Annotated in this window: 12 protein-coding genes; 11 read left to right on the forward strand and 1 reads right to left on the reverse strand. The window is 40.1% G+C overall.

The window, feature by feature from the left end; all coding sequences use genetic code 11:
• The 6 genes from B9Y87_RS00005 to B9Y87_RS00030 form a co-directional block, all read left to right on the forward strand.
• Nucleotides 1-421, forward strand: a 421-nt coding sequence (locus tag B9Y87_RS00005) for a SusD/RagB family nutrient-binding outer membrane lipoprotein (protein WP_139827105.1), incomplete at its 5' end; no start/stop codon positions are given.
• Nucleotides 422-600: 179 nt separating this feature from the next.
• Nucleotides 601-2,091 carry an amino acid permease gene (locus B9Y87_RS00010; RefSeq protein ID WP_085494985.1) on the forward strand — a complete coding sequence of 497 codons (1,491 nt, stop codon included), beginning with the start codon at nucleotides 601-603 and terminating at the stop codon, nucleotides 2,089-2,091.
• Between the two features lie 294 nt (nucleotides 2,092-2,385).
• Entirely contained in the window at nucleotides 2,386-3,762 is a 1,377-nt protein-coding gene (locus B9Y87_RS00015) for a glutamine synthetase family protein (RefSeq protein ID WP_085494988.1), read from the forward strand.
• A 4-nt stretch (nucleotides 3,763-3,766) separates the two neighbouring features.
• The gene (locus tag B9Y87_RS00020; protein WP_085494990.1) at nucleotides 3,767-5,152 is read left to right on the forward strand and encodes an aldehyde dehydrogenase family protein; all 1,386 of its coding nucleotides are present in this window, start codon (nucleotides 3,767-3,769) and stop codon (nucleotides 5,150-5,152) included.
• A 35-nt stretch (nucleotides 5,153-5,187) separates the two neighbouring features.
• Complete coding sequence (locus tag B9Y87_RS00025) at nucleotides 5,188-6,360, forward strand: iron-containing alcohol dehydrogenase (RefSeq protein WP_085494992.1); 1,173 nt, start codon at nucleotides 5,188-5,190, stop codon at nucleotides 6,358-6,360.
• Nucleotides 6,361-6,362: 2 nt separating this feature from the next.
• On the forward strand, nucleotides 6,363-7,160 hold the full coding sequence (locus B9Y87_RS00030; RefSeq protein ID WP_085494994.1) for a type 1 glutamine amidotransferase: 798 nt from the start codon (nucleotides 6,363-6,365) through the stop codon (nucleotides 7,158-7,160).
• Between the two features lie 104 nt (nucleotides 7,161-7,264).
• On the opposite strand, the gene B9Y87_RS00035 is transcribed toward B9Y87_RS00030, so the two are convergent.
• Nucleotides 7,265-9,526 (reverse strand): GH92 family glycosyl hydrolase, encoded by a 2,262-nt coding sequence (locus B9Y87_RS00035; protein ID WP_085494996.1) that lies wholly within the window; start codon nucleotides 9,524-9,526, stop codon nucleotides 7,265-7,267.
• A gap of 512 nt (nucleotides 9,527-10,038) precedes the next feature.
• Here B9Y87_RS00035 and B9Y87_RS00045 point away from each other — a divergent pair.
• From B9Y87_RS00045 to uxaC, 5 genes are all read left to right on the forward strand, one after another.
• Nucleotides 10,039-12,585, forward strand: coding sequence for a phosphoenolpyruvate carboxylase (locus B9Y87_RS00045; RefSeq protein ID WP_085495000.1), 2,547 nt, complete (start codon nucleotides 10,039-10,041; stop codon nucleotides 12,583-12,585).
• 390 nt (nucleotides 12,586-12,975) lie between these two features.
• Complete coding sequence (locus B9Y87_RS00050; RefSeq protein ID WP_085495002.1) at nucleotides 12,976-16,770, forward strand: PAS domain S-box protein; 3,795 nt, start codon at nucleotides 12,976-12,978, stop codon at nucleotides 16,768-16,770.
• 197 nt (nucleotides 16,771-16,967) lie between these two features.
• Complete coding sequence (locus tag B9Y87_RS00055; RefSeq protein WP_085495004.1) at nucleotides 16,968-17,363, forward strand: response regulator; 396 nt, start codon at nucleotides 16,968-16,970, stop codon at nucleotides 17,361-17,363.
• A gap of 247 nt (nucleotides 17,364-17,610) precedes the next feature.
• Entirely contained in the window at nucleotides 17,611-19,851 is a 2,241-nt protein-coding gene (locus B9Y87_RS00060) for a DUF7133 domain-containing protein (protein ID WP_085496547.1), read from the forward strand.
• 72 nt (nucleotides 19,852-19,923) lie between these two features.
• The gene (gene uxaC / locus B9Y87_RS00065) at nucleotides 19,924-21,330 is read left to right on the forward strand and encodes a glucuronate isomerase (protein WP_085495006.1); all 1,407 of its coding nucleotides are present in this window, start codon (nucleotides 19,924-19,926) and stop codon (nucleotides 21,328-21,330) included.
• The last annotated feature ends 12 nt before the right edge of the window (nucleotides 21,331-21,342 follow it).

Genomic DNA, 21,342 nt, shown 5'->3' on the forward strand with positions numbered 1-21,342 from the left:
GGCCACATACTATGAAAATGGTATAAGAGCTTCTTTTTCGTATTATTTGGATAGGATAATTGCCGGGGGATGGAACGAGATCGCTGCCGATCTACAAGCATTTGACCTGGATGCCTATATGGCACAGACCGCGGTGGCCTATACCGGAACAAGCGCCGAAAAGTTGGAGAAAGTAGCCTTGCAAAAATGGATAGCCCTCTTTTATACAGGTTTTGAGGCCTGGTCCGATTGGAGGCGTACCGGAATGCCGGAAGTTATTGCAGGTCCGGACGCTGTGAATGATAAAATGGTTCCGGTAAGGTTCCAGTATCCCAATTCCGTGAAATCAACGAACAATGCAAATTATCAGCAGGCCGTTACCCGTATGGGAGGAGACGACCTTAACACCAGGTTATGGTGGGATGTAACGAGTAACAATTAAGGGTGCAATTAGTAAGAAATTTATTTTGAATCTTATAGACCATGGGGATTCTTCTCCATGGTCTTTTTATTGATAATATTCAATCCTTCAAGTTTAAAGAGTGATATTTTTTTTATTTCATGGTATATTAGGTACCAACTTAGAAATATATAATCAAACCAAAAACCAAGTGAATAGTTATGGGTAAAGGTGTTAAGTACAAAAAAATGGACAAATCCTATTTTGAATCCAGGGAACTGAAGCGCCATGCCGGTGTTTGGTCTTTATGGGCCTTGGGCGTTGGAGCAGTGATTTCAGGGCATTTTTCAGGATGGAATCTGGGCTTGGCTTCTGGGGGATGGGGCGGTATGTTCGTCGCTACTTGTATCGTAGCAATAATGTATGTAGGACTTACCCAAAGTGTGGCGGAAATGTCTCCCGCACTTCCTCATACCGGAGGAGCGTATTCATTTGCCAGATCGGCCATGGGACCTTGGGGTGGCTTCTTTACCGGCTTGGTAGAAAACTTGGAATTTATTCTTACCCCTGCGGTTATTGTTTTCTTTCTAAGTAATTATATGCAGGGCATTTTTGAGACGGCACCAGAAATGCTGCCTTTTTGGTGGTTCGGATTTTATACCATCTTTACCCTGTTGAACATAGTAGGGGTAGAACTATCCTTTCGTTTTACAGTGGCCTTGACCTTACTGGCTTTGGGATGTTTGGGTATATTTTGGGCGTCTTCAATTGGAAGTACCGATTTTATGACTTATGCCTTGGATATCAAGGCGGGCCCTGATGGTACTGCCGAACATTTGCCCGGAGGGGGAGGTTCCCTTTTCCCAATGGGATGGGAAGGAGCGCTTAAAGCAATGCCCTTTGCTGTATGGCTATTTTTGGCCATTGAACAATTGCCCTTGGCAGCTGAGGAATCCGTCGATCCCAAAAAGGATATGCCCAAGGGTTTGACCTATGGCATCATTACCTTGATTATTTCTGCTTTTTTAATTTTATGGCTAAATGCCTCTATACCTTTGGGATCCTATGCCCTTTCCCAATCCGGGGAACCCTTGTTGGACGGATTTAAGGTGTTGTACGGGGACAATATAGCCAAGCTTTTGGCCTTAGTGGCGTCCATTGGCCTGTTGGCGTCTTTCCATACCATAATTTTTGCATTTGGCAGACAAATTTATTCCTTGTCAAGGGCCGGGTATTTCCCTGTTATATTGTCGTTGACCCATAGCAAAAGAAAAACGCCCTATACCGCTTTAATTCTTGGTTCCCTCATTGGATTTACGGTTTTAATGGTCACCAAATTTTTGGCAGGGAATGAAAGTGAGGTATTTGTTGGGGGAGCTTTATTGAACATTGCTGTTTTTAGTGCCATGCTCTCCTATATTTTGCAATGTGGTTCTTTTTTATTGCTGAGAAAGGATAAACCGAATCTGGAAAGGCCTTATGTAAGTCCGTTTGGGAAATTAGGTGCCTGGACCACTATATTTTTGGCCAGTGTAATTATATATTTTCAGTTGCAGGATCAATCTTATAGGACGGCAGTGTTTATATCCATTGGGTATTTGATTATTGGTTTGGTTTACTTTGGGCTAAAAGGTAGACATCGATTGATACTTTCTCCGGAAGAAGAGTTCGCCATGGAACACGAAGCAAAAAAGGCAATAGTAAAAAACTGATTTTTACAGTTATTGGTAGACATTATTCAATAATTTTATGGAAGGTTTTGATGTAGGGTAGGAGCAAAGGAAACAATTGAAAGTGTCTAGTGTCAAGTTTCTAAAAAAACTGAATCATAAAGTTGAATACTGACGTGAAAATAGAATAATCAACCACAAAATAGTGGACCAAAACAACATTACTGTCTCTTAAGGTTTTTTTTCAGGACAGTAGATAATTATAGAGGTAAAACAAAGTAATGGGCATGGAATTTTTATTGCCCTCATTTTAGATCGATAAAAATATTTAAATAGATGAAAAAGGCAGTGCCAAAAATGACCAAAGAATCGGTCAGAAGTTATATACAGGAACATCAAATTGAAAATATTAAATTGGCCGTTGTTGATGTGGATGGAGTTCTCCGCGGGAAATACGTAAATTCCAAAAAGTTCCTTTCCGCATTGGAGAAGGGATTTGGTTTTTGCAGCGTAATCTTTGGTTGGGACTCCAATGATGTATTATATAGGAATGATTCCTTTACCGGTTGGGCGGACGGTTTTACCGATGCCAATGCCACCATAGATGCGTCCAGTATAAGGATGTTGCCAACAGAAGATTTCAAGTCGGTTATTTTTTTGGCAGATTTTTCCGAGAGTAGTGCTGCCAGTGTCTGTCCAAGATCTATACTACGCAAAACCTTGGAAAGATTGGGGAACTTAGGCCTCAAGGCAAGTGCCTCTTTTGAATTCGAGTTTTTTCTTTTTAATGAATCCCCCAAATCCGTTCGCGATAAGAATTATCATAATCTGGAGCCGATGACCCCAGGCAACTTTGGCTATTCCATATTGCGCAGCTCCACCCATGCCAATTTTTATCATCAAATAATGGAACTCTGCAAGGAGATGGAAATGCCTTTGGAAGGACTGCATACGGAGACGGGAGCAGGGGTACTGGAAGGGGCGCTGGAATATTCCGAGGCCCTGCGGGCTGCCGACAATGGGGCTCTTTTTAAAAACTTTGTAAAAGTTTGGGCACAACAAAATAATTTGATGGCCTGCTTTATGGCCAAATGGTCTAACAATTTTCCCGGCCAATCCGGTCATATCCATATTTCTTTGCAAAATATGGATGGTTCATCTGCCTTTTACGACAACAGTAAGGCAAATGGTATGTCTGATGTGATGCGATGGTTTATTGGAGGGCAACAAAAGTTAATGCCCGAATTTTTGGCTATGGTGGCCTCTACCTGTAATAGCTATACGCGACTCATTCCTGGTTTTTGGGCCCCCACTGCGGCCTCATGGGGTATAGACAATAGAACCTGTGCCCTTAGGGCAATTCCCGGATCTGAAAAGTCGCAAAGAGTGGAATATAGGGTATCGGCAGCCGATATTAATCCTTACTTGGCCCTGGCAGCCGCTATAGGCTCGGGATTATGGGGTATAGAGAATAAGATTGAACCGACAAAAGCAGTTGAAGGAAATGCCTACGATGTAGACTTCTCCCAGGAACTTCAGTTGCCCAGGACCTTGACCCAGGCCGCTGAAGAATTTAAGAATTCTAAAATTGCACGGGACCTCTTTGGTGATATATTTGTGGATCACTATGCGTATACGCGACTATGGGAAGACCAACAACAATTGGGAGCTATAACCGACTGGCAATTAAAACGTTATTTCGAAATAATTTAAAAAAATGATAAACACCATATCACCTATAGACGGCACTATTTATTATACTGCCGAAGAACATGGTCCAAAAGATATTGAACAGGCCTTACATTTGGCCGAAAGTTCTTTTCCTCTTTGGTCCAATCTTTCCATTGCCGAGCGTGCTAAATATATAACAGCCTTCGTGGATGCCATTGTTGAAGATAAAAATGATATTGCCCTCGAAATTACCTGGCAAATGGGGAGGCCATTGGGTCAATCCCCCGGAGAAATAAAGGGCTTCGCAGACCGCGCCCATTATATGATAGGAGTAGCGGAAGAGGCTTTGGGCGACTATAAAGTTGTAGATGCCGAGAATCCGGATAAAAGATGGGTAGAACGGGTTCCAATTGGGGTTGTAAGTGTGTTAAGCCCATGGAACTATCCTTTCTTGACTTCGGTTAATGCCATTGTTCCGGCCTTAATGGCAGGAAACGTGGTGATTTTAAAGCATTCTTTTCAGACGCCATTGGTAGCGGAACGTTATGCCAAAGCAGCTGCCAAGGCCGGACTGCCGAAAGGGGTATTTCAAATAGTACACCTGAACCATAAAAATACGGCCCAATTAATTGGTGATAATCGAATTGACGGAGTTTACTTTACAGGTTCCGTTCAAGGTGGGGTAGCGGTGCAAAATTCCTTGGTGAACAAGTTCATTCCATGTGGACTTGAATTGGGAGGAAAAGATCCCGCCTATGTAATGGCCGATGCCAATTTGGAGAATAGTGTAGAAAATTTGGTAGATGGAGCATTCTTTAATAGCGGTCAATCTTGTTGTGGTATTGAAAGAATTTATGTTCATGAAACGCTTTACGACAAATTTGTTGACGGATTCGTAGCGCTTACTAAGCAGTACAGGTTAGGGAATCCTTTGGATGCCGAGACCAATTTGGGGCCTATGGTTAAGACAGATGCTGCCAATTATGTAAGAAAACAAATAGAACAGGCCTTGGGTAAAGGAGCAAAATCCTTGGTGCCCGAATCCCTGTTTAAAGCCTCTAAAAAAGATACGCCTTATTTATCTCCCCACGTACTCGTAAATGTGGACCATAGCATGGAGGTTATGACCGAGGAGAGTTTTGGACCTGTAGTTGGGATCATGAAGGTAAAGAACGATGAGGAAGCATTGCGATTGATGAACGATTCCCAATATGGCCTTACCGCCTCCCTTTGGGCAAATGATATGGATAGGGCCATTGATCTGGGAAGGAAAATTGAGACCGGTACCGTTTTCATGAACCGCTGTGATTATTTGGATCCGGCATTGGCCTGGACAGGTGTTAAAAATTCCGGAAAGGGTGTTACACTGTCGAAAATTGGATACGACCATGTTACCCGGGTAAAATCGTTTAATTTTCGAAAAGGGAAATAAGAAATCAATTTATTGAATTAAAAAAATAAGAATTAATGCAATTAGCTAATACAAATTGGAATTATCCTACGACCATTTGGTTTGGAAATGGTAGAATAAATGAAATCTCACAGGCATGCCAAAAATTGGGAATCAATAATCCCTTATTTGTTACTGATGAAGGCCTTGTAAAATTGGATATAGTAGAAAAAACTATAAATATTTTAAAAAAGAATAGTTTAAACTTCACGGTTTACAGCGATGTGCAGGGGAATCCAACGGAAAAAAATGTGGTTGATGGGGTGGCCCATTATTTAAAGAACAAACATGATGGGGTTATTGCCTTTGGAGGTGGTTCTGCCATTGATGCGGCCAAGACCATTGCATTTATGTCCGGACAAACCAGGTCCCTATGGGACTTTGAAGATGTGGGCGATAATTGGAGTTATGCCGATCCTGCCGGAATTGCACCTGTAATAGCCATTCCGACCACTGCTGGTACCGGCTCGGAGGTGGGTAGGGCTTCCGTTATATTGGATGAAAAACTACATACCAAGAAAATCATTTTTCACCCAAAAATGTTACCGGCAATCGTGATATCCGATCCTGAACTTACTTTGGGTCTGCCACCGCATATTACGGCTTGGACCGGAGTGGATGCCATGGTGCATGCCATTGAGGCTTATTGTGCTCCAGGATATCACCCTATGGCCGATGGCATTGCCATTGAAGCTATCCGAATAATTGCCAAGTATTTGCCAATGGCAGTTAAGGACGGAAAAAATTTGGAGGCCAGGGGGCAAATGCTGGTAGCTGCCTCTATGGGAGCAACTGCTTTTCAAAAAGGATTGGGTTCCGTGCATTCCGTGGCCCATCAATTGGGAGCTATTTACAATAAACAACATGGCTTATTGAACGCCATAATATTGCCCTATGCCCTAAAGCAGAACAAAGTGGCTATTGAGGATAGAATGGTGCATTTAAGTAAAGTCCTTGGACTCGAAAAGGAAGGTACCGATGCTATCATCGGTTACATAATCGGTTTGAGAAAAGAATTGAATATTCCACATACATTGGAGGATATAGATATCAATACGGATAACTCCAAGGAAATAGGGGAAATGGCCTATAAGGACCCTTCCACTCCTTCCAATGCCAAGCCTGTTAATGCAAAGGATTTGGAGCAACTTTTTAGAGCAGCGGTTACTGGAGATTTAAATGGACTGTAAGCGTGAAACTATTAATTGTAGAAGGAAATAACGAACAAACACGCCTGCAAAGGGGGGCTTTTGGGATAAAGCCATATCATCTCATGTTCCAAGAAATGCTGAGGGGCTTGGTCCCAAAAGCACAATCAGATTTTGCCTTTCCGGCTGATGGGGCAAGCAACTTGCCTACATCGGCACAATTGGAAAAATATGATGGGGTATTGTGGACAGGTAGTTCCCTTAGCGTCCTTGATGATATTCCGGATGTGCAACAGCAATTGAATTTTGCCAATGAGGTTTTCAAGACCGGTGTGCCGTTTTACGGTAGCTGCTGGGGCATGCAGGTAGCAACCGTTGTTGCTGGGGGCATGGTTGCGCTTAGCAAGAACGGTTTGGAGTTTGGAATCTCCAAACCCATTGATCTCACTCTGTTGGGAAGGGAAAGTCCCTTAACCTCCCACCGTAAAAAGGCCTATTCTGCACTGTGTATTCATTACGATGAAGTAGCAAAAGCACCCGAAAACGCCATTATTTTAGCCAGTAATGCCCATTCCAAGGTGCAGGCCATGACGTTTGACTATAAAAAAGGTTCATTTTTCGGGGTACAATATCACCCTGAATTCAATCCTTCGGACATGGCGTTGATAGCATCATTTTTATCCGAAAAGCTTGTGAAAAGTAATGCATTTGATTCCATGGAAGAAGTACAGGAATTTGCCTTATCATTAAGGGAACAGAAAGGAATTCCGCCAGAGATTTGCGATTACCAACTCCATACCCAAGAAATTTCGGCTTGGTTAAGGCATATATCTGGAGAATAAAGGAACAGATTTATAAGGTATAAGGAGGACGGTTCATATAATGGAACCATCCTCTTTTTTTTTGATATCACAACGAGTGCGATTAAGTAATATCGCTTCCCTTTTTAGTTGTTTTTGAAGGCAGTAGAACTGGGGTTTTTTCCCATCTCAAATTCCAGTAGATGGCCATTCATTATTTGGGTGTAGGTGATAAAGGGTTGGTTCAATATCTTTCCATCCAACTTTACCGATTGAATGTACATATTCTCCTCGGAAAGCTTGTTGGCTATTATTTTAAAGGATTTTGGTGCTCCATCCTTGAGTAATCTAAGGGTGAATTCTGGAAATTGTGGTGCTCCAATGGCAAAAATTTCGGTTCCAGGGGTAACCGGATAAAAGCCCATAACCCCAAAAACATACCAAGCCGACATTTGCCCGCAATCATCGTTACCGTTGATTCCTAGAGGGTGGTTTCTATAATTAATGGTGGAGGTGTGCTTACGTATAAGCTCTTGGGTTTTCCAAGGTTGCCCGGCATAGTTGAACAGGTAGGCGTAATGATGGCCCGGCTCATTATCATGTCGGTAGTGTTGCCCATCAAAATTTTCATTTAATTTCGCGGCGAACTTTTCCTTTCCTCCAAAGAGTTCGATGCTTCCTTCAATATCGTGCATAGCGCCAAATAAATAGGTCCATCTCCCGCCTTCCGTAAAGCCTTCCTGTTCGTTTTTGTCCCAATCGCCATTAAATAGTCGGGCATTAAGAAACCCGGTTTCCTTGTTGTATAGGTTTTTGTAGCTTTTGCTCCATCCCATCAAACGCCCATAATCTTCCATCTTACCCATGTCCTTGGCCATTTGGGCAATACTATAATCATCAATCCCAAACTCGATGGTCCTAGTTACCGATTCCCTAGTCTTGTCAGAAGCTACATAACCTAGGGAATGATAGTAGGTAAGTCCGCCCCTTGCTTCGTAGAGAGTACCTTCATCCCTATCCCCCCAAGGTTTTTCCGTATCCCTGTAAGGTGGGTGCATGGCATTTTTTCTAACGGCCTCATAGGCTAGATCCAGGTCGTAATCCCGAAATCCCTTTACATAAGCATCCGCAATTACGGCATCGGCATGCGTTCCTGTCATTATATTGGTATAGGTAGGGTTGGGCCATTTAGGCAGCCAACCTCCCTCTTGGTACATCTGTAATAAGGATTGTATCATGGGGCTAACCCGTTCTGGCTGTGTAAAATGCAGTAGCGGGTGCAGGGCCCTAAATGTATCCCAAAGAGAGTAGTCGTTATAAGAAACCCCTTCATGGACCTTGTCATCGAACGGACTGTAATAACGACCGTACTCTGAAAATTCCCTAGGGAACAGCATGGTATGGAACAAGGCGGTGTAGAAAATGCTTTTTTGATCTTCCGTTGCCCCGTTTACGGTAATTCTGGAAAGCTTGTCTTGCCAAATTTTCCGGGTATTTTCTACCACTTTGTTAAAATCCCAATCTGGTATTTCCTTGGATAGGTTTTCACGGGCTTGATCCAAACTTATAAAGGAAGTGGCAATCTTGACTTTGACCTTTTCATTTTTTTCCGTTTTAAAACTTATATATCCGCCCATTCTGGCACCGGTCTGCTCTTTACCCATTTTTATGATATCGGGCTCTGTTCTAAAGGAATTCCATGTTCCAAAGCGCTCAAAGGATTTGTCAAATTGAATAATAAAATAACCCTTAAAGTTTTTTAGTTCCGGACCCAAATGGGAAGACATCCGCTCAGGATTATATCCAGTAATTTCCCTTTTATTTTCATCTATTTTGATATGGCCGTGAAACGCCTTTTTGTTCTCGGTAATATTAATGCCCTGGATAATGATATGGGATTCATCAGATTTTGGGAAGGTGAATTGAAAAATGCCACAGCGGGAGGTAGCCGCTATTTCCCCTTTTATTTTTTGACTTTTATCACCCATGGAAACACTGTAGTAGTTGGGTTTCGATATCTCATCATTATGGGTAAATGACAGAGCCCTGTCTTTGGGAAGTAACTTTAATTTCCCAACCTGGGGCATTACGGATACGTAGCCATAATCGCCCATCCAGACCGTAGGCTGGTGAGTGGCCATAAACCCTTGTATTGTGCTGTCTTCATAAAAATATGGCATTTCACTAATTTTGTTTTCCCGTGTCTGGGCCACAAAATTCGTCATGGCAAAAGGGGTCCCTACACAGGGCATGGTCCCACCTCCATCCCTACCTTCCATAAATCCGGACGATGGGGTTCCTATTAGTGGATTTACATAATCAACTTCCATTTTGTTTTGTGCAGAAAGAACTGTTAACCATATAAAAAGTAAAAGGAAGTGGTACAAGGATTTCTTATTCGTTTTCATCTAAAAAGGTAATTGGCTTAAATGTTTGGGCAATATTAAATATGAGTTGCCGAAGGAGTTATTCAAAAAAACAATAAAATATTGATAATGGGAAGGATAGGGCAATATTTATTATGCAAAGGTTTGCGTAATTGGCTGTTCGAGAGATATGGGACTAGCAGGTAATGTTTAAAAAAGTTTGGAGTAAATATGAGACCTAAAATTTTATGGCGTACAGGTTTAAATAGGCCGAAACTAAAAAGAGCCTTGCCGGTCAGACAAAGCTCCTTTACGAGAACACTATATGAAAATGAAAAAATTACTTTTTTATTATTACAAAGTAAATCTACTTCCTTACCCTTAAGTGTGAAAATTATTGTTGTAAATGCTATTGATTTTGAGGTGTCCACAGTAAATTTTGATGTTTGACCCATAATTCCTCCTTCAAATCTAAAAATATACCGATATTTAATGTTTGAAATTCATGTCCCTAAATTATAGGGGGTGATTATGTAGAATGTAATTAGATATGTATGCTTCAATCAGAGAGATTAGACGAGTTTAAAAAATCGGTCCAGAACAAGTTCAATATTTATAATAGCTTGTTTCTTAATTTGCCATACCAGAATATTGAAAATGTAGGGATGCTGATACCCTTATTGTTGCATCAGGCAGAAACGGGACTGAAATCGGGCAAAAATCCCCAAGAAATTCTGGATGCTTTTTTTCAGAACTATGCGAATATTGATTCCGAAAGGGATAGGATAGATTTTATGTTCCGGATTATACAGTATGTGGAAAGACAGGTGGTGTTGTACGATAGTGTTGAGGATGCAGCTTTTCCGAAGCTTCAGAAACACAGTAGCTCCCTTACTATTGGGGATTATTTTCAATTGGTAAACAAAAACAAAAGTTGGGACCAGATTTCGGAAAAACTGTCCACCTTCAGTGCGCGTATTGTTTTAACAGCACACCCTACACAGTTTTATACTCCTGCAGTCTTGGATATCATTGGTAATTTAAGGAGTCTTATTTTGGAAAACAAAATCAATGAAATTGATTTGGTACTTCAACAATTGGGACTGACTTCCTTGATAAATGCCAAAAAACCTACCCCCTTGGATGAGGCAAAAAACATAATTTATATTTTACGAAATGTATATTATGATGCTGTAGGGGATCTTTATGCTTACATCAAGGATAATATCGGTAATATGGATTTCAACAATCACAATATTATGAAATTAGGATTTTGGCCAGGAGGGGATAGGGATGGTAATCCTTTTGTAACTTCCAATATCACCAAAGATGTTGCCGATGAATTGCGTATTACCCTAATGAAATGTTATTATCACGATGTAAAAAAGTTACAACAAAAACTGACCTTTAGGGATCTACAAGATGTAATTTCCAATTTAAGGGGGCGTTTGTACAATTCCATGTTCGATGCCGGCTCTGTTATACGTTATGATGAAATTATAGAGCCCCTTCTTGAAATAAGGGAGGTACTTATTGGAAAATACCATAAACTTTACCTTAAGGATTTGGATCATTTAATAGATAAGGTGAAGATCTTCAGGACACATTTTGCAACCTTGGATATTAGGCAGGACCATAGTGTTCATACCCAGGTTGTGGAGGCCATTCTAAAAACCAACGGACTAATTTCGGAGAATATAGGGGAGTTGACCAAACAGGAGCTGATAGATATTTTAATCCATAAGGAAATAGATCTACAAGTGCAGAATTATGACGAAGATATTGTTAAGGAAACCATACAGAATATTCTACAATTAAGGGGAATTCAGGAGAAAAATGGTGAGGAGGGCTGTAACCGTTATGTTATAAGCAATTCCGAGAGTATTTTTTCGGTACTTTTTGTATATGGACTTTTTAGATGGTGTGGTTGGGAATCCGATAAGATTACCTTCGATATTATTCCATTATTCGAAACAATGAAAGGGATGGAAAGTTCCGAAAATACAATGAACGAATTGTTCGATCTTCCTGAATATAAAAAACATTTGGCGCAACGCCGTAATAAGCAGACCATAATGCTCGGGTTCTCTGATGGTACCAAGGACGGGGGATACGTAAAAGCTAATTGGGAAATTTTTAAAACTAAGGAAAAATTGTCCGCCGTATGCGATAGGAACCATATAAAGGCCATATTTTTTGACGGGCGTGGTGGGCCGCCTGCACGTGGTGGTGGCAAGACCCATAGATTTTATGCTGCTCAGACCAAGGACATTGCCAATAATGAAATTCAATTAACCATTCAGGGGCAGACCATTACCAGTACCTATGGCACAAAGGAACAGTTTATCCATAATTCTGAGCAATTGTTAACGGCCGGACTTTCCAATAACTTTTTTGGTAAGGAAAATGTTATTTCCAAGGAATCAAGACAATTGTTGGAAGAGCTGTCCGATCTGAGTTTCGAGAAATACGATGCTTTAAAGAATCATGACAAGTTTATTGCTTATTTGGAAAACAAGAGTACTTTAAAATACTATCAAAAAGCAAATATAGGGAGTAGGCCAGGTAAAAGAGGCCACAAGAAAAAACTTGAACTCACAGATTTGAGAGCCATATCATTTGTGGGTTCCTGGAGTCAGCTTAAGCAGAACGTTCCGGGGTATTTTGGAATCGGAACGGCTATAAAGATCTTGAAGGACCAAGGAAAATTGGAGGATCTGAAAAAACTATTTAAAGAAGTTCCGTTGTTTAAAGCTTTGATGCTCAATAGTATGATGTCTTTGGCCAAGTGTTATTTTGAACTTACCAGCTATATGAAGGATGATGAGGAATATGGTGAATTCTGGAACATCCTATATGAGGAGTACTTGCTTTCCAAAGAAATGCTGTTACTTATTTCCGAATCCAAGATTTTAATGGAAAAGGAATCGGTTTCGCGTGAGTCGGTTAAAATTCGTGAAAATATAGTATTGCCGCTATTGGTAATCCAACAATTTGCCCTTCAGCAATTGAGCAAGGAAACGGAATATAAAGAATTGTATGAGAAAATAGTAATTAGGTCCCTATATGGTAACATTAACGCGAGCCGAAATTCTGCCTAAGGGTGAGAGCATAAGTATATAGGAATACTTAAAAGGCCACAAAAAGGATAGTTTAACTAAGTTGGAAATAGCGTATTCCTTTTTGTGGCCATCTTAATTATTGAACATTGGCTTAATTTTAATGGATTTTATTTGGTAATTATTGAATATCAATATAATTTATCAGTTTTGAAATCGTTTTAGAATTAATGATTCAATGCCGATTGGAAATTCTGTTACAACTACAAGGTACTCCCCCCTCTCCTTTCAAGTAGCAATGTAAAGTAGCCAGTACAAGCGCCTTATTGGGATGTATAATAATTTATTGGGTTTCTGCGTAAAAATAGAATGTAAGTCCATCTCCCATATAATGGTTAGGAAATTCTACGTGTCATTTTTAAGGATTATTTTATGCCAAAAAACAACATTATTGCACTAAAAAAAGCATTTAATGATCTTTTAAAAAAGGAGGATGACTTTTTCAATTTTGCAGGAAAAAGTTTAATGGATGGCTTGTGGTGCTGCAATTTAGCACATCCTGAAAAGAGCTTTGTCAACAGTAAATTTTTCCAATTGCTTGGCTATTCTTCACTCTCGAGCACAGCTGTTCAGATAAATTTTTTGGCCTTGTTTTGCAAAGAGGACCTAGAGAAGTTTCGAAGTTCATGTCAAGACCTTAAAAGTGCATTTCATACAAAGACATTGGACATTGATGTGCGATTGAAACATGTGGACGGGCATTACGTTTGGCTAAACCTCAGAGGCAACTGGATTGCTGACGAATCACAAGCTGGGCAAGGTCTTATTGGTACGGCACAATGTGTAGATAGGTACATGGAAAGTGAACGGCAATTGCACATTAACAAGGATTATTATGAAAATGTAATAAAGGGTGCCAATATCGGGATCTGGGAGGGTAACCTTCTAACAGGGGAGGTTATTTGCAATGAAAGATGGGCAGATATGTTTGGATATACCTTGGCCGAATTGGAACCATTAACCTATAATACTTTTTTAAATCTGGTTCATCCAGAGGATATTGGGAAGATAGATGTTTCTTTAGAAAATCATGTCAAAGAAAGTGGTATTTACGAGTTGGAATTTAGAATACTACATAAAATGGGGCATTGGGTTTGGGTCCTAAGTCGTGGTGAGGTTACCAAATATGGGGCGGACGGTCTTCCAGAAATTGTATCGGGCATTCATTACGATATAAGTAATCGTAAAGTCAATGAAATTTTATTGGAGAAGTATAAGGATCTTTTTGAGAGGTCCAGTGAAGTTGCGAAAATTGGCTATTGGGAATTGGATGATCAGGAAAACACTGTTTTCTGGATTAAGGTAAACAAACAAATACACGGGGTGTCGGAAGATTATACGCCAACAGTGGAAGCTGGTTTGGATTTCTATTTGGAAGGCGAAAATCGTGAACGCATGAAGAAGGTTATTTGTGAATCCCTGGAAAAACCGATGGAGTTTGATGAACAGTTGCAAATAAAAACGCAGAAAGGAAAATTGAAATGGGTGAGGCTAATAGGTGCTTCCGAATACCGGGGGAATAAATCCTTAAGGTTGTACGGGCTAATCCAGGATATCGATGAAATTAAAAAGGTACAGCTGCAAATTAAATTTAGGGAGGAGCAATTTAGGCAGACCTTTAACCATTCTGCCGTGGGTATGGCCTTGATTAATATTGAAAATAAGCTATTAAAGGCAAACAAAAGCTTATGCCATATTCTTGGTTACACCGAGGAAGAATTGCAAAAGATAGACCTTGCCAACATGGCACATCCAGAGGACCTAAAATTGAACCGAAAGAATATTGAAGAATTATTTCAAGGCAAGCATAAGAATATAAAATTAGAACATCGGTTTATACATAAGGACGGTTCTTTTATATGGGCCAACATAACTATGTCCGCTATACATAATGATCAAGGACAGGTAATACATTATGTTTTCCAAATGCAGGATGTAACGGAGCGTAAGCATAATGAATTGTTGCTAGCCCATAATGCCCAGGTAATGCAACGTATCAACGACGCTGTAGGTGTGGGGATTTGGGAGTTGGATATGGGAGCAAATACTGTTTATTGGAGTCCTACCATAAAAAAAATGGTAGGGGTGCCAGAAGATTATAAGCCTACTTTGGAGGAAGTTTATCCTTTTTTTCAGGAAGGTGCGCACAGGGAAACCTTAATAAATGCTTTAAGAAATGCAGTTGAACAGGGCGAGGGGTTTGATCTTGAATTAATGGTGGTTACCACAGCCAAAAGGAAATTTTGGTCCAGAACGATTGGAATTCCGGAAATGGTAGATGGGGTCTGCACCAGATTATATGGTTTTTTTCAGGATATTGATGAAAAGACCAGGGCTACAAAGGAATTAGCGGTCAAGGAAGAGGAAATGAGACAAACCTTTGAACATGCCCAGCATGGTATGGCCTTTATCGATTTAAACGGAAACTTACAGAAATCCAACCGTAGTCTTAGCCGTATTATTGGCTATTCGGTGGCCGAATTGCGAAAACTTACCTTGGTAAATATTACTTATCCCGACGACTATGCTAAATCACAGGCTTTACTGTTCGAGGTCTTGGAACGGAAAAGGGATTCCTATAAGGTAGAAAAAAGATTAGTACATAAAAATGGGGATATTATTTGGGTCAATCACTCCTTGTCGGCCATTAAAAACGACCAGGGGGATTATATCCATCTTTTGTCCCAGGTTGAGGACATTACCGATCGTAAGAAAAGTGAATTACTACTTATAGAAAATAAGAACCTCTTGGAGCGTTCCCATGAAATTGGGAAGATAGGTTCATGGGTATATTTGCCTCAGGAGAATGAGCTGACCTTGAGTGGGAATCTCATAAAAATGTTGGAGACCGATACCAATAAGCCGCATAAGCTAGAAATTTCAATTGCCAATTACACCCTTGAAAAGGATCGGGATCGTGTAAAGGAAATTTTGAATTTGGCTGTAATGGAGGGCAAAAGTTTCGATTTTGAAGTTGAAATTTTAAGTAAGTCAAAAGGAATATTTTGGGCGCGTCATATTGGCGTGCCAGAGTTTAAAGATGGTAAATGCATCCGGATATCTGGACTTGTGCAGGATATTGACCATGAAAAGCGTTTAAAATTGGAGCTTGCTTTTAGCGAAGAAATATTTAGAACAACTTTTGAGTATGCTGCTATTGGTATGATTGTCGTTGATTTAAAGGGAAGACTGCAAAAGGCCAACCCAAAAATCTGTGAAATTTTGGGATATAGGGAAAAAGAAATTCTAGAAAAAACGGTATTGGATTTTGTTCATCCCGAGGATGTGGAATCTTCAAAAGCACTTTTTGAAAAGACCATTGCTACCCAAAGTGGTTTTAAAATGGAGAAGCGCTGCAGACATAGGAACGGAAGCTATTTATGGATTTATGAGGCAGTAGCAGCGGTAAAGAATGATAAGGGGGAACTCATGCATTTCGTGGCCCAAATACAAGATATTTCTGATAAAAAACAAATGACGGAAAATTTAACCGAGCATAACAACCGACTTACCAATTTTGCCCATATTGTTTCCCATAACTTAAGATCGCATACCAGTAATATTTCCATGCTCCTTGATCTTGCACTCCAAGATGATCCCAGGGTGCTTCAAAATGAGTATTACCGGAATGTTAAGGTAGTTTCCGATAATATGAACGAGACCATTCGCCAGTTAAGTGAGATTGTAGAGATAAATTCACAAGTAAGTTCAACCTTAACCTCTCAGAATTTATTAAAAAGAGTCCATAAGGCCATGAAGACGGTAGATCCCTTGGTCAAGAAAAATAAAGCGACAATTCTTGTAGAGGTCGATGGCAATATTAACGTATTGGCAGTACATGCCTATTTGGAAAGTGTTATTCTGAATCTGATTACCAATGCTATGAAATATAAGTCTCCCGAAAGACCCGCAGAATTGAAAATTATTAGTGGAACAAAAGGAGGGTATGCCTTTTTAAGATTTGAGGATAATGGATTAGGGATCGATCTGGACCGGCATGGTTCCAAACTTTTTGGGATGTACAAAACATTTCATAGTCACCCGGAAGCACGAGGCATCGGACTTTTTATAAGTAAGAATCAGATAGAAGCCATGGGAGGTAAGATAGAGGTTGAAAGTGAGTTAAATAAGGGGACCAAATTCACTGCGTATTTTCGAATTGCTTAATAAGATATAAGCAATTTCAATATTGTTATATAGTAATGCCGAAGTAACATAAAGCTATTTTGAACACCAAATAACAATTTGTTAATATAACATTAAGGGGCCTAATTGGGAAAATTAAATTATATTAGTATGGAACAAATTCTATAGGATAACAAGTTATGTGTTTTTAAATGCATATATAAACAAAATTTACAGGAATGACGATTAATACCATATGCATAATTGATGATGATCCTATATTTGTTTTTGGCTCCAAAATTCTTTTAAGAAATAATAGTTTCGCCTCCGATTATCTGGTGTGTCAAAATGGTCAAGAAGCCTTGGATACTATTATACCTCTAATAGAATCGGAAGAAAGGTTGCCCGAAGTAATTTTTTTGGATTTGAACATGCCCATAATGGACGGATGGGAGTTTTTGGATGAGTTTGGCAAAATATCCCGGGAAAGTGGGATTAGGATATATATTTTAAGTTCTTCGGTAGATTCAAGGGATTTAGAGCGTGCCAAGAAATATGATATTGTCAGTGGTTTTATTGCCAAGCCCTTGACAGATGTAAAAATTAAGGAGTTGGCCCAAGAAATAGAAGGCTAAGTTTTTCTCTCCTTTACTGGCCTAATAGTGTTGCACTGCCTAATGGGTTTAGTAGGTGCTGCTGCTTGGCAATGGCTTTGGGTCTGGGGTCTTGGGTATTATTGGCGTAATATTCTTTTGAGATCATAAATTATTCTTCGGATATTCTGTTTTTTGTCAAATAAATATTAATCCATTAGTATTTTAAATGCCTCTGTATTAATTTAGTGGCCTTGTCAAAATGTCAGAATACAAACCTACAATATTAATGAGATTATCATTTTGTTTTATCCTTTCTCTTTCGCTTTTCGTTATTTCGTGTAAACCATCCTACCAGGAACCTCTAATTTCCCTTGAGGATTATAAGGTGGAAGAAGGTTTTGAACTACAAGTGGTAGCTTCCGAACCCCTATTGACGGCCCCTGTAGCCATAGATTTCGATACTAAAGGTAGGATCTGGGTTGCTGAAATGAACGGCTTTATGCTCAATTTGGAAGGTGATGGCGAAGATTCGCCCAGCGGAACCATTAAGATTTTGGAAGATCGGGATAATGATGGAATTATGGATCATGCCATAACGTTTTTGGACAGCTTGGTTATGCCAAGGGCATTGGCCTTGGTATACGGGGGTTTGTTATATGCGGAATCCCCTAATCTTTGGTTTGTAGAAATAGAGAATGACAAACCAGTTAATAGGGTGCTGGTAGATTCGCTTTATGCTACCGTTGGAAACCCAGAACACCAACCCAATGGTTTAATGATGAATTTGGATAACTGGATTTACAATGCCAAATCCAATTTTAGGTACCAACGTAGGGATGGGGTGTGGCATAAGGAGCCTACAACCAACAGAGGACAGTGGGGAATTTCCCATGATAATTTTGGAAGGCTATATTATAACAATAATTCTACCCAATTATTGGGCGATCATATACTGCCCAACAGGTTGGTCCGCAATAAGTATTTTGTTCCGAAAAAAGGTGTTGATGAAACTTTGACCAAGGACAATAGGGTTTACCCTTTGCATGCCGCTTCTGTGAACCGTGGATATGAAGAAGGGGTTTTAAATCAGGACAGTCTATTGGTCAATGTAACAGCGGCATGCGGGCCATTGGTGTATAGGGGAGGTATGTACCCCGAGGATTATGATCAAAATGTCTTTGTTTGTATACCCGAGGCCAATTTGATAAAAAGAAATATCCTAACCTTTTATGGAGATCGTGTTGAAGCCAAACAAGCCTGGCAGGGAAAAGAGTTTTTGGCCTCAACGGATGAAGGTTTCCGGCCGGTAAATTTGTCCAACGGACCCGATGGTAATATGTATGTGGTGGATATGCATAGAGGTGTAATTCAACATTATGCCTTTTTGAGCCCTTATTTAAAGAAGATATCTGCAGATAAAAAATTGGATACCATATTGAATTATGGAAGGATATTAAGAGTGAGGGCAAAAGACACGCCAGTTAGGGAAATTCCCGACATGGAGACGCTGTCTGCATCCCGATTGTTGGAGCTATTAAAGGATTCCAACGGTTGGATACGTGATAGGGCCCAACAATATTTGATACATAAAAAGGACAAAGGTGTGTTGCCAGAACTCAAGAATTTGGCTTTGAATAATAATAGCCCTTTAGCGCAATTACACGCTCTCTATGTTTTAAAAGGCCTTAACGAGCTCTCTTTCGACTTTCTGCAAGAGTTGGCTCTAAGTGGTGGTCCCGAAGCTGCATCCCATGCCATTGTGCTAATGGAAGAGTATGCCTCTGAAAAAAATGTTCCCAAAGCAAAAGCCCTTTATGCCGAGCTCTTGAAGAGGAATGATCCTATGTTGGACCTATATTTGTCCACTACCTTGGGAATCTGGGCCAATTATGATGAAGAAGTGTTTTTTCCTTTCATTTATAATTTGTCTTCTAAGTATAAAGATACTATGATAGTCCAAGAAGCTATATTAAGCGGGGCTGAAGGGGTTTTGCCAGCTTTGAAATTGCAGTTGGAACGCTTGGAGGACTTGAAAAATTCCGACCTGGATGTGTTGGCGGCGGCAAGTTTGGAAAGACAGGAAAGTAACAGCCCCAACTATATTTTCTCCACCCAGGTGGCCAGGGCAGATTCAAGGACCAATGGGGCCGTACTTTTTAGACAAATATGTGCTTCCTGCCATTCCAGTAGTGGGGAAGGTATCCGTGGACTGGCACCACCACTTGTGGGGTCTGAGTATATTACTACACATTTGGAACAATTGGGGCTTATTATTCTTCACGGTCTAAAAGGTCCCTTGGAAATTAAAGGGGAATTATATGATGAAAACCATCAAATGCCAGGCCTTAAGTACAATAAGAATCTAACCGATAAGGATATCTCGGATATAATATCCTATGTGACCAACGCATTTTCTGTGAACCCCAAGGGTTTAAAACCGGAAAAAATTAAGGAACTTAGGGAAGTCAAATCAAAAGACGGTATGGAATATACCGAAAAGGAATTATACGAGCAGATCGGAAAATAATTTAGGATAATTTCTCCCTATTTTAGGGTATAGCAGGTAAATAAAATATTAAAATTAAATTACGGTAGTAAGATGAAGACTTTTATAAATGATGATTTTCTATTGCAAAGCGATTTTGCCAAAACCTTATATCACAATTTTGCAAAGGAGTTGCCCATAATTGACTATCACAACCATTTGCCTCCCCTTGAAATAGATGGGAATCGCGTATTTGATAATATAAGTCAAGCTTGGTTGGCCGGAGATCATTATAAATGGCGTGCCATGCGAACCTATGGTATAGATGAACACTTTATAACCGGTAATGCAACGGATAAAGAAAAGTTTCTTAAATGGGCCGAAACCGTGCCTTATACGGTAAGAAACCCTTTGTACCATTGGACCCATTTGGAACTTCAGCGCTATTTTGGAGTACAGGAATTGTTGGGACCCGATAATGCAGAGGAAATATATGAGCATACTTCCGCAATACTGCGGAAAACTTCCCACAATACCGTTGGGTTGTTGCAACAACAAAATGTGGAGTCATTGTGCACCACGGACGAATCTATTGATAACCTTCAATATCATAAAAGCATTGGTCTAAAGGGGATTTCACCAAAAGTTTTTCCAACCTTCCGCCCAGATAAGACATTTGCCATAGAACAGGGAAGTGTCTATGTTGCCTATATGGAAAAATTGGGTAGGGCCGCTAATATTAATATTGGCTCGTACAAGGATTTGTTGGCAGCTTTGGAAGTCCGAATCGATTATTTTCATGAACAGGGAGGTAGGCTGGCCGATCATGGGTTGGAACAATTATACTATTTCCAGGAAGGAACCTTTAATGTTGATGATATATTTAACAAGGTAATGGATGGAAAAGCCATTTCTGAGCAAGAAGTCCAATACTTTAAGGCACAGGTGTTGTTGTTTTTGGGAAGGAATTATCACAAAAAAGGTTGGGTGCAACAATTCCATATTGGAGCTATTAGGGACAATAATAAAAGGCTATTGTCCAAATTGGGTCCTGATACAGGATTCGATTCCATAGGCGATTTTTCACAGGCACGCGCATTGAGCGGTTTCTTAAATGAATTGGATGGAACGGATCAATTGGCAAAAACCATTATCTATAACCTTAACCCTGCCGATAATGAAGTAATAGCTACCATGGTAGGTAATTTTAATGACGGAAGCGTTAAAGGTAAGGTGCAGTTTGGCTCCGGATGGTGGTTTTTGGATCAGAAAGACGGAATGGAAAAACAAATGAACGCCTTGTCCAATATGGGACTTTTAAGTTGTTTTGTGGGAATGTTGACCGATTCCAGAAGCTTTTTGTCCTTTCCTAGACATGAATATTTCAGGAGGATCCTGTGCAACTTAATTGGGAATGATGTTGTAAATGGTGAGTTGCCGGCAGATGAAAAATTACTGGGTAAAATAGTATCGGATATATCCTATTACAACGCCAAAAACTTCTTCGATTTTAATAAATAGTTGCTTAAGATC

Source organism: Arenibacter troitsensis (genome assembly GCF_900177645.1).
GTDB classification, from domain to species: domain Bacteria; phylum Bacteroidota; class Bacteroidia; order Flavobacteriales; family Flavobacteriaceae; genus Arenibacter; species Arenibacter troitsensis.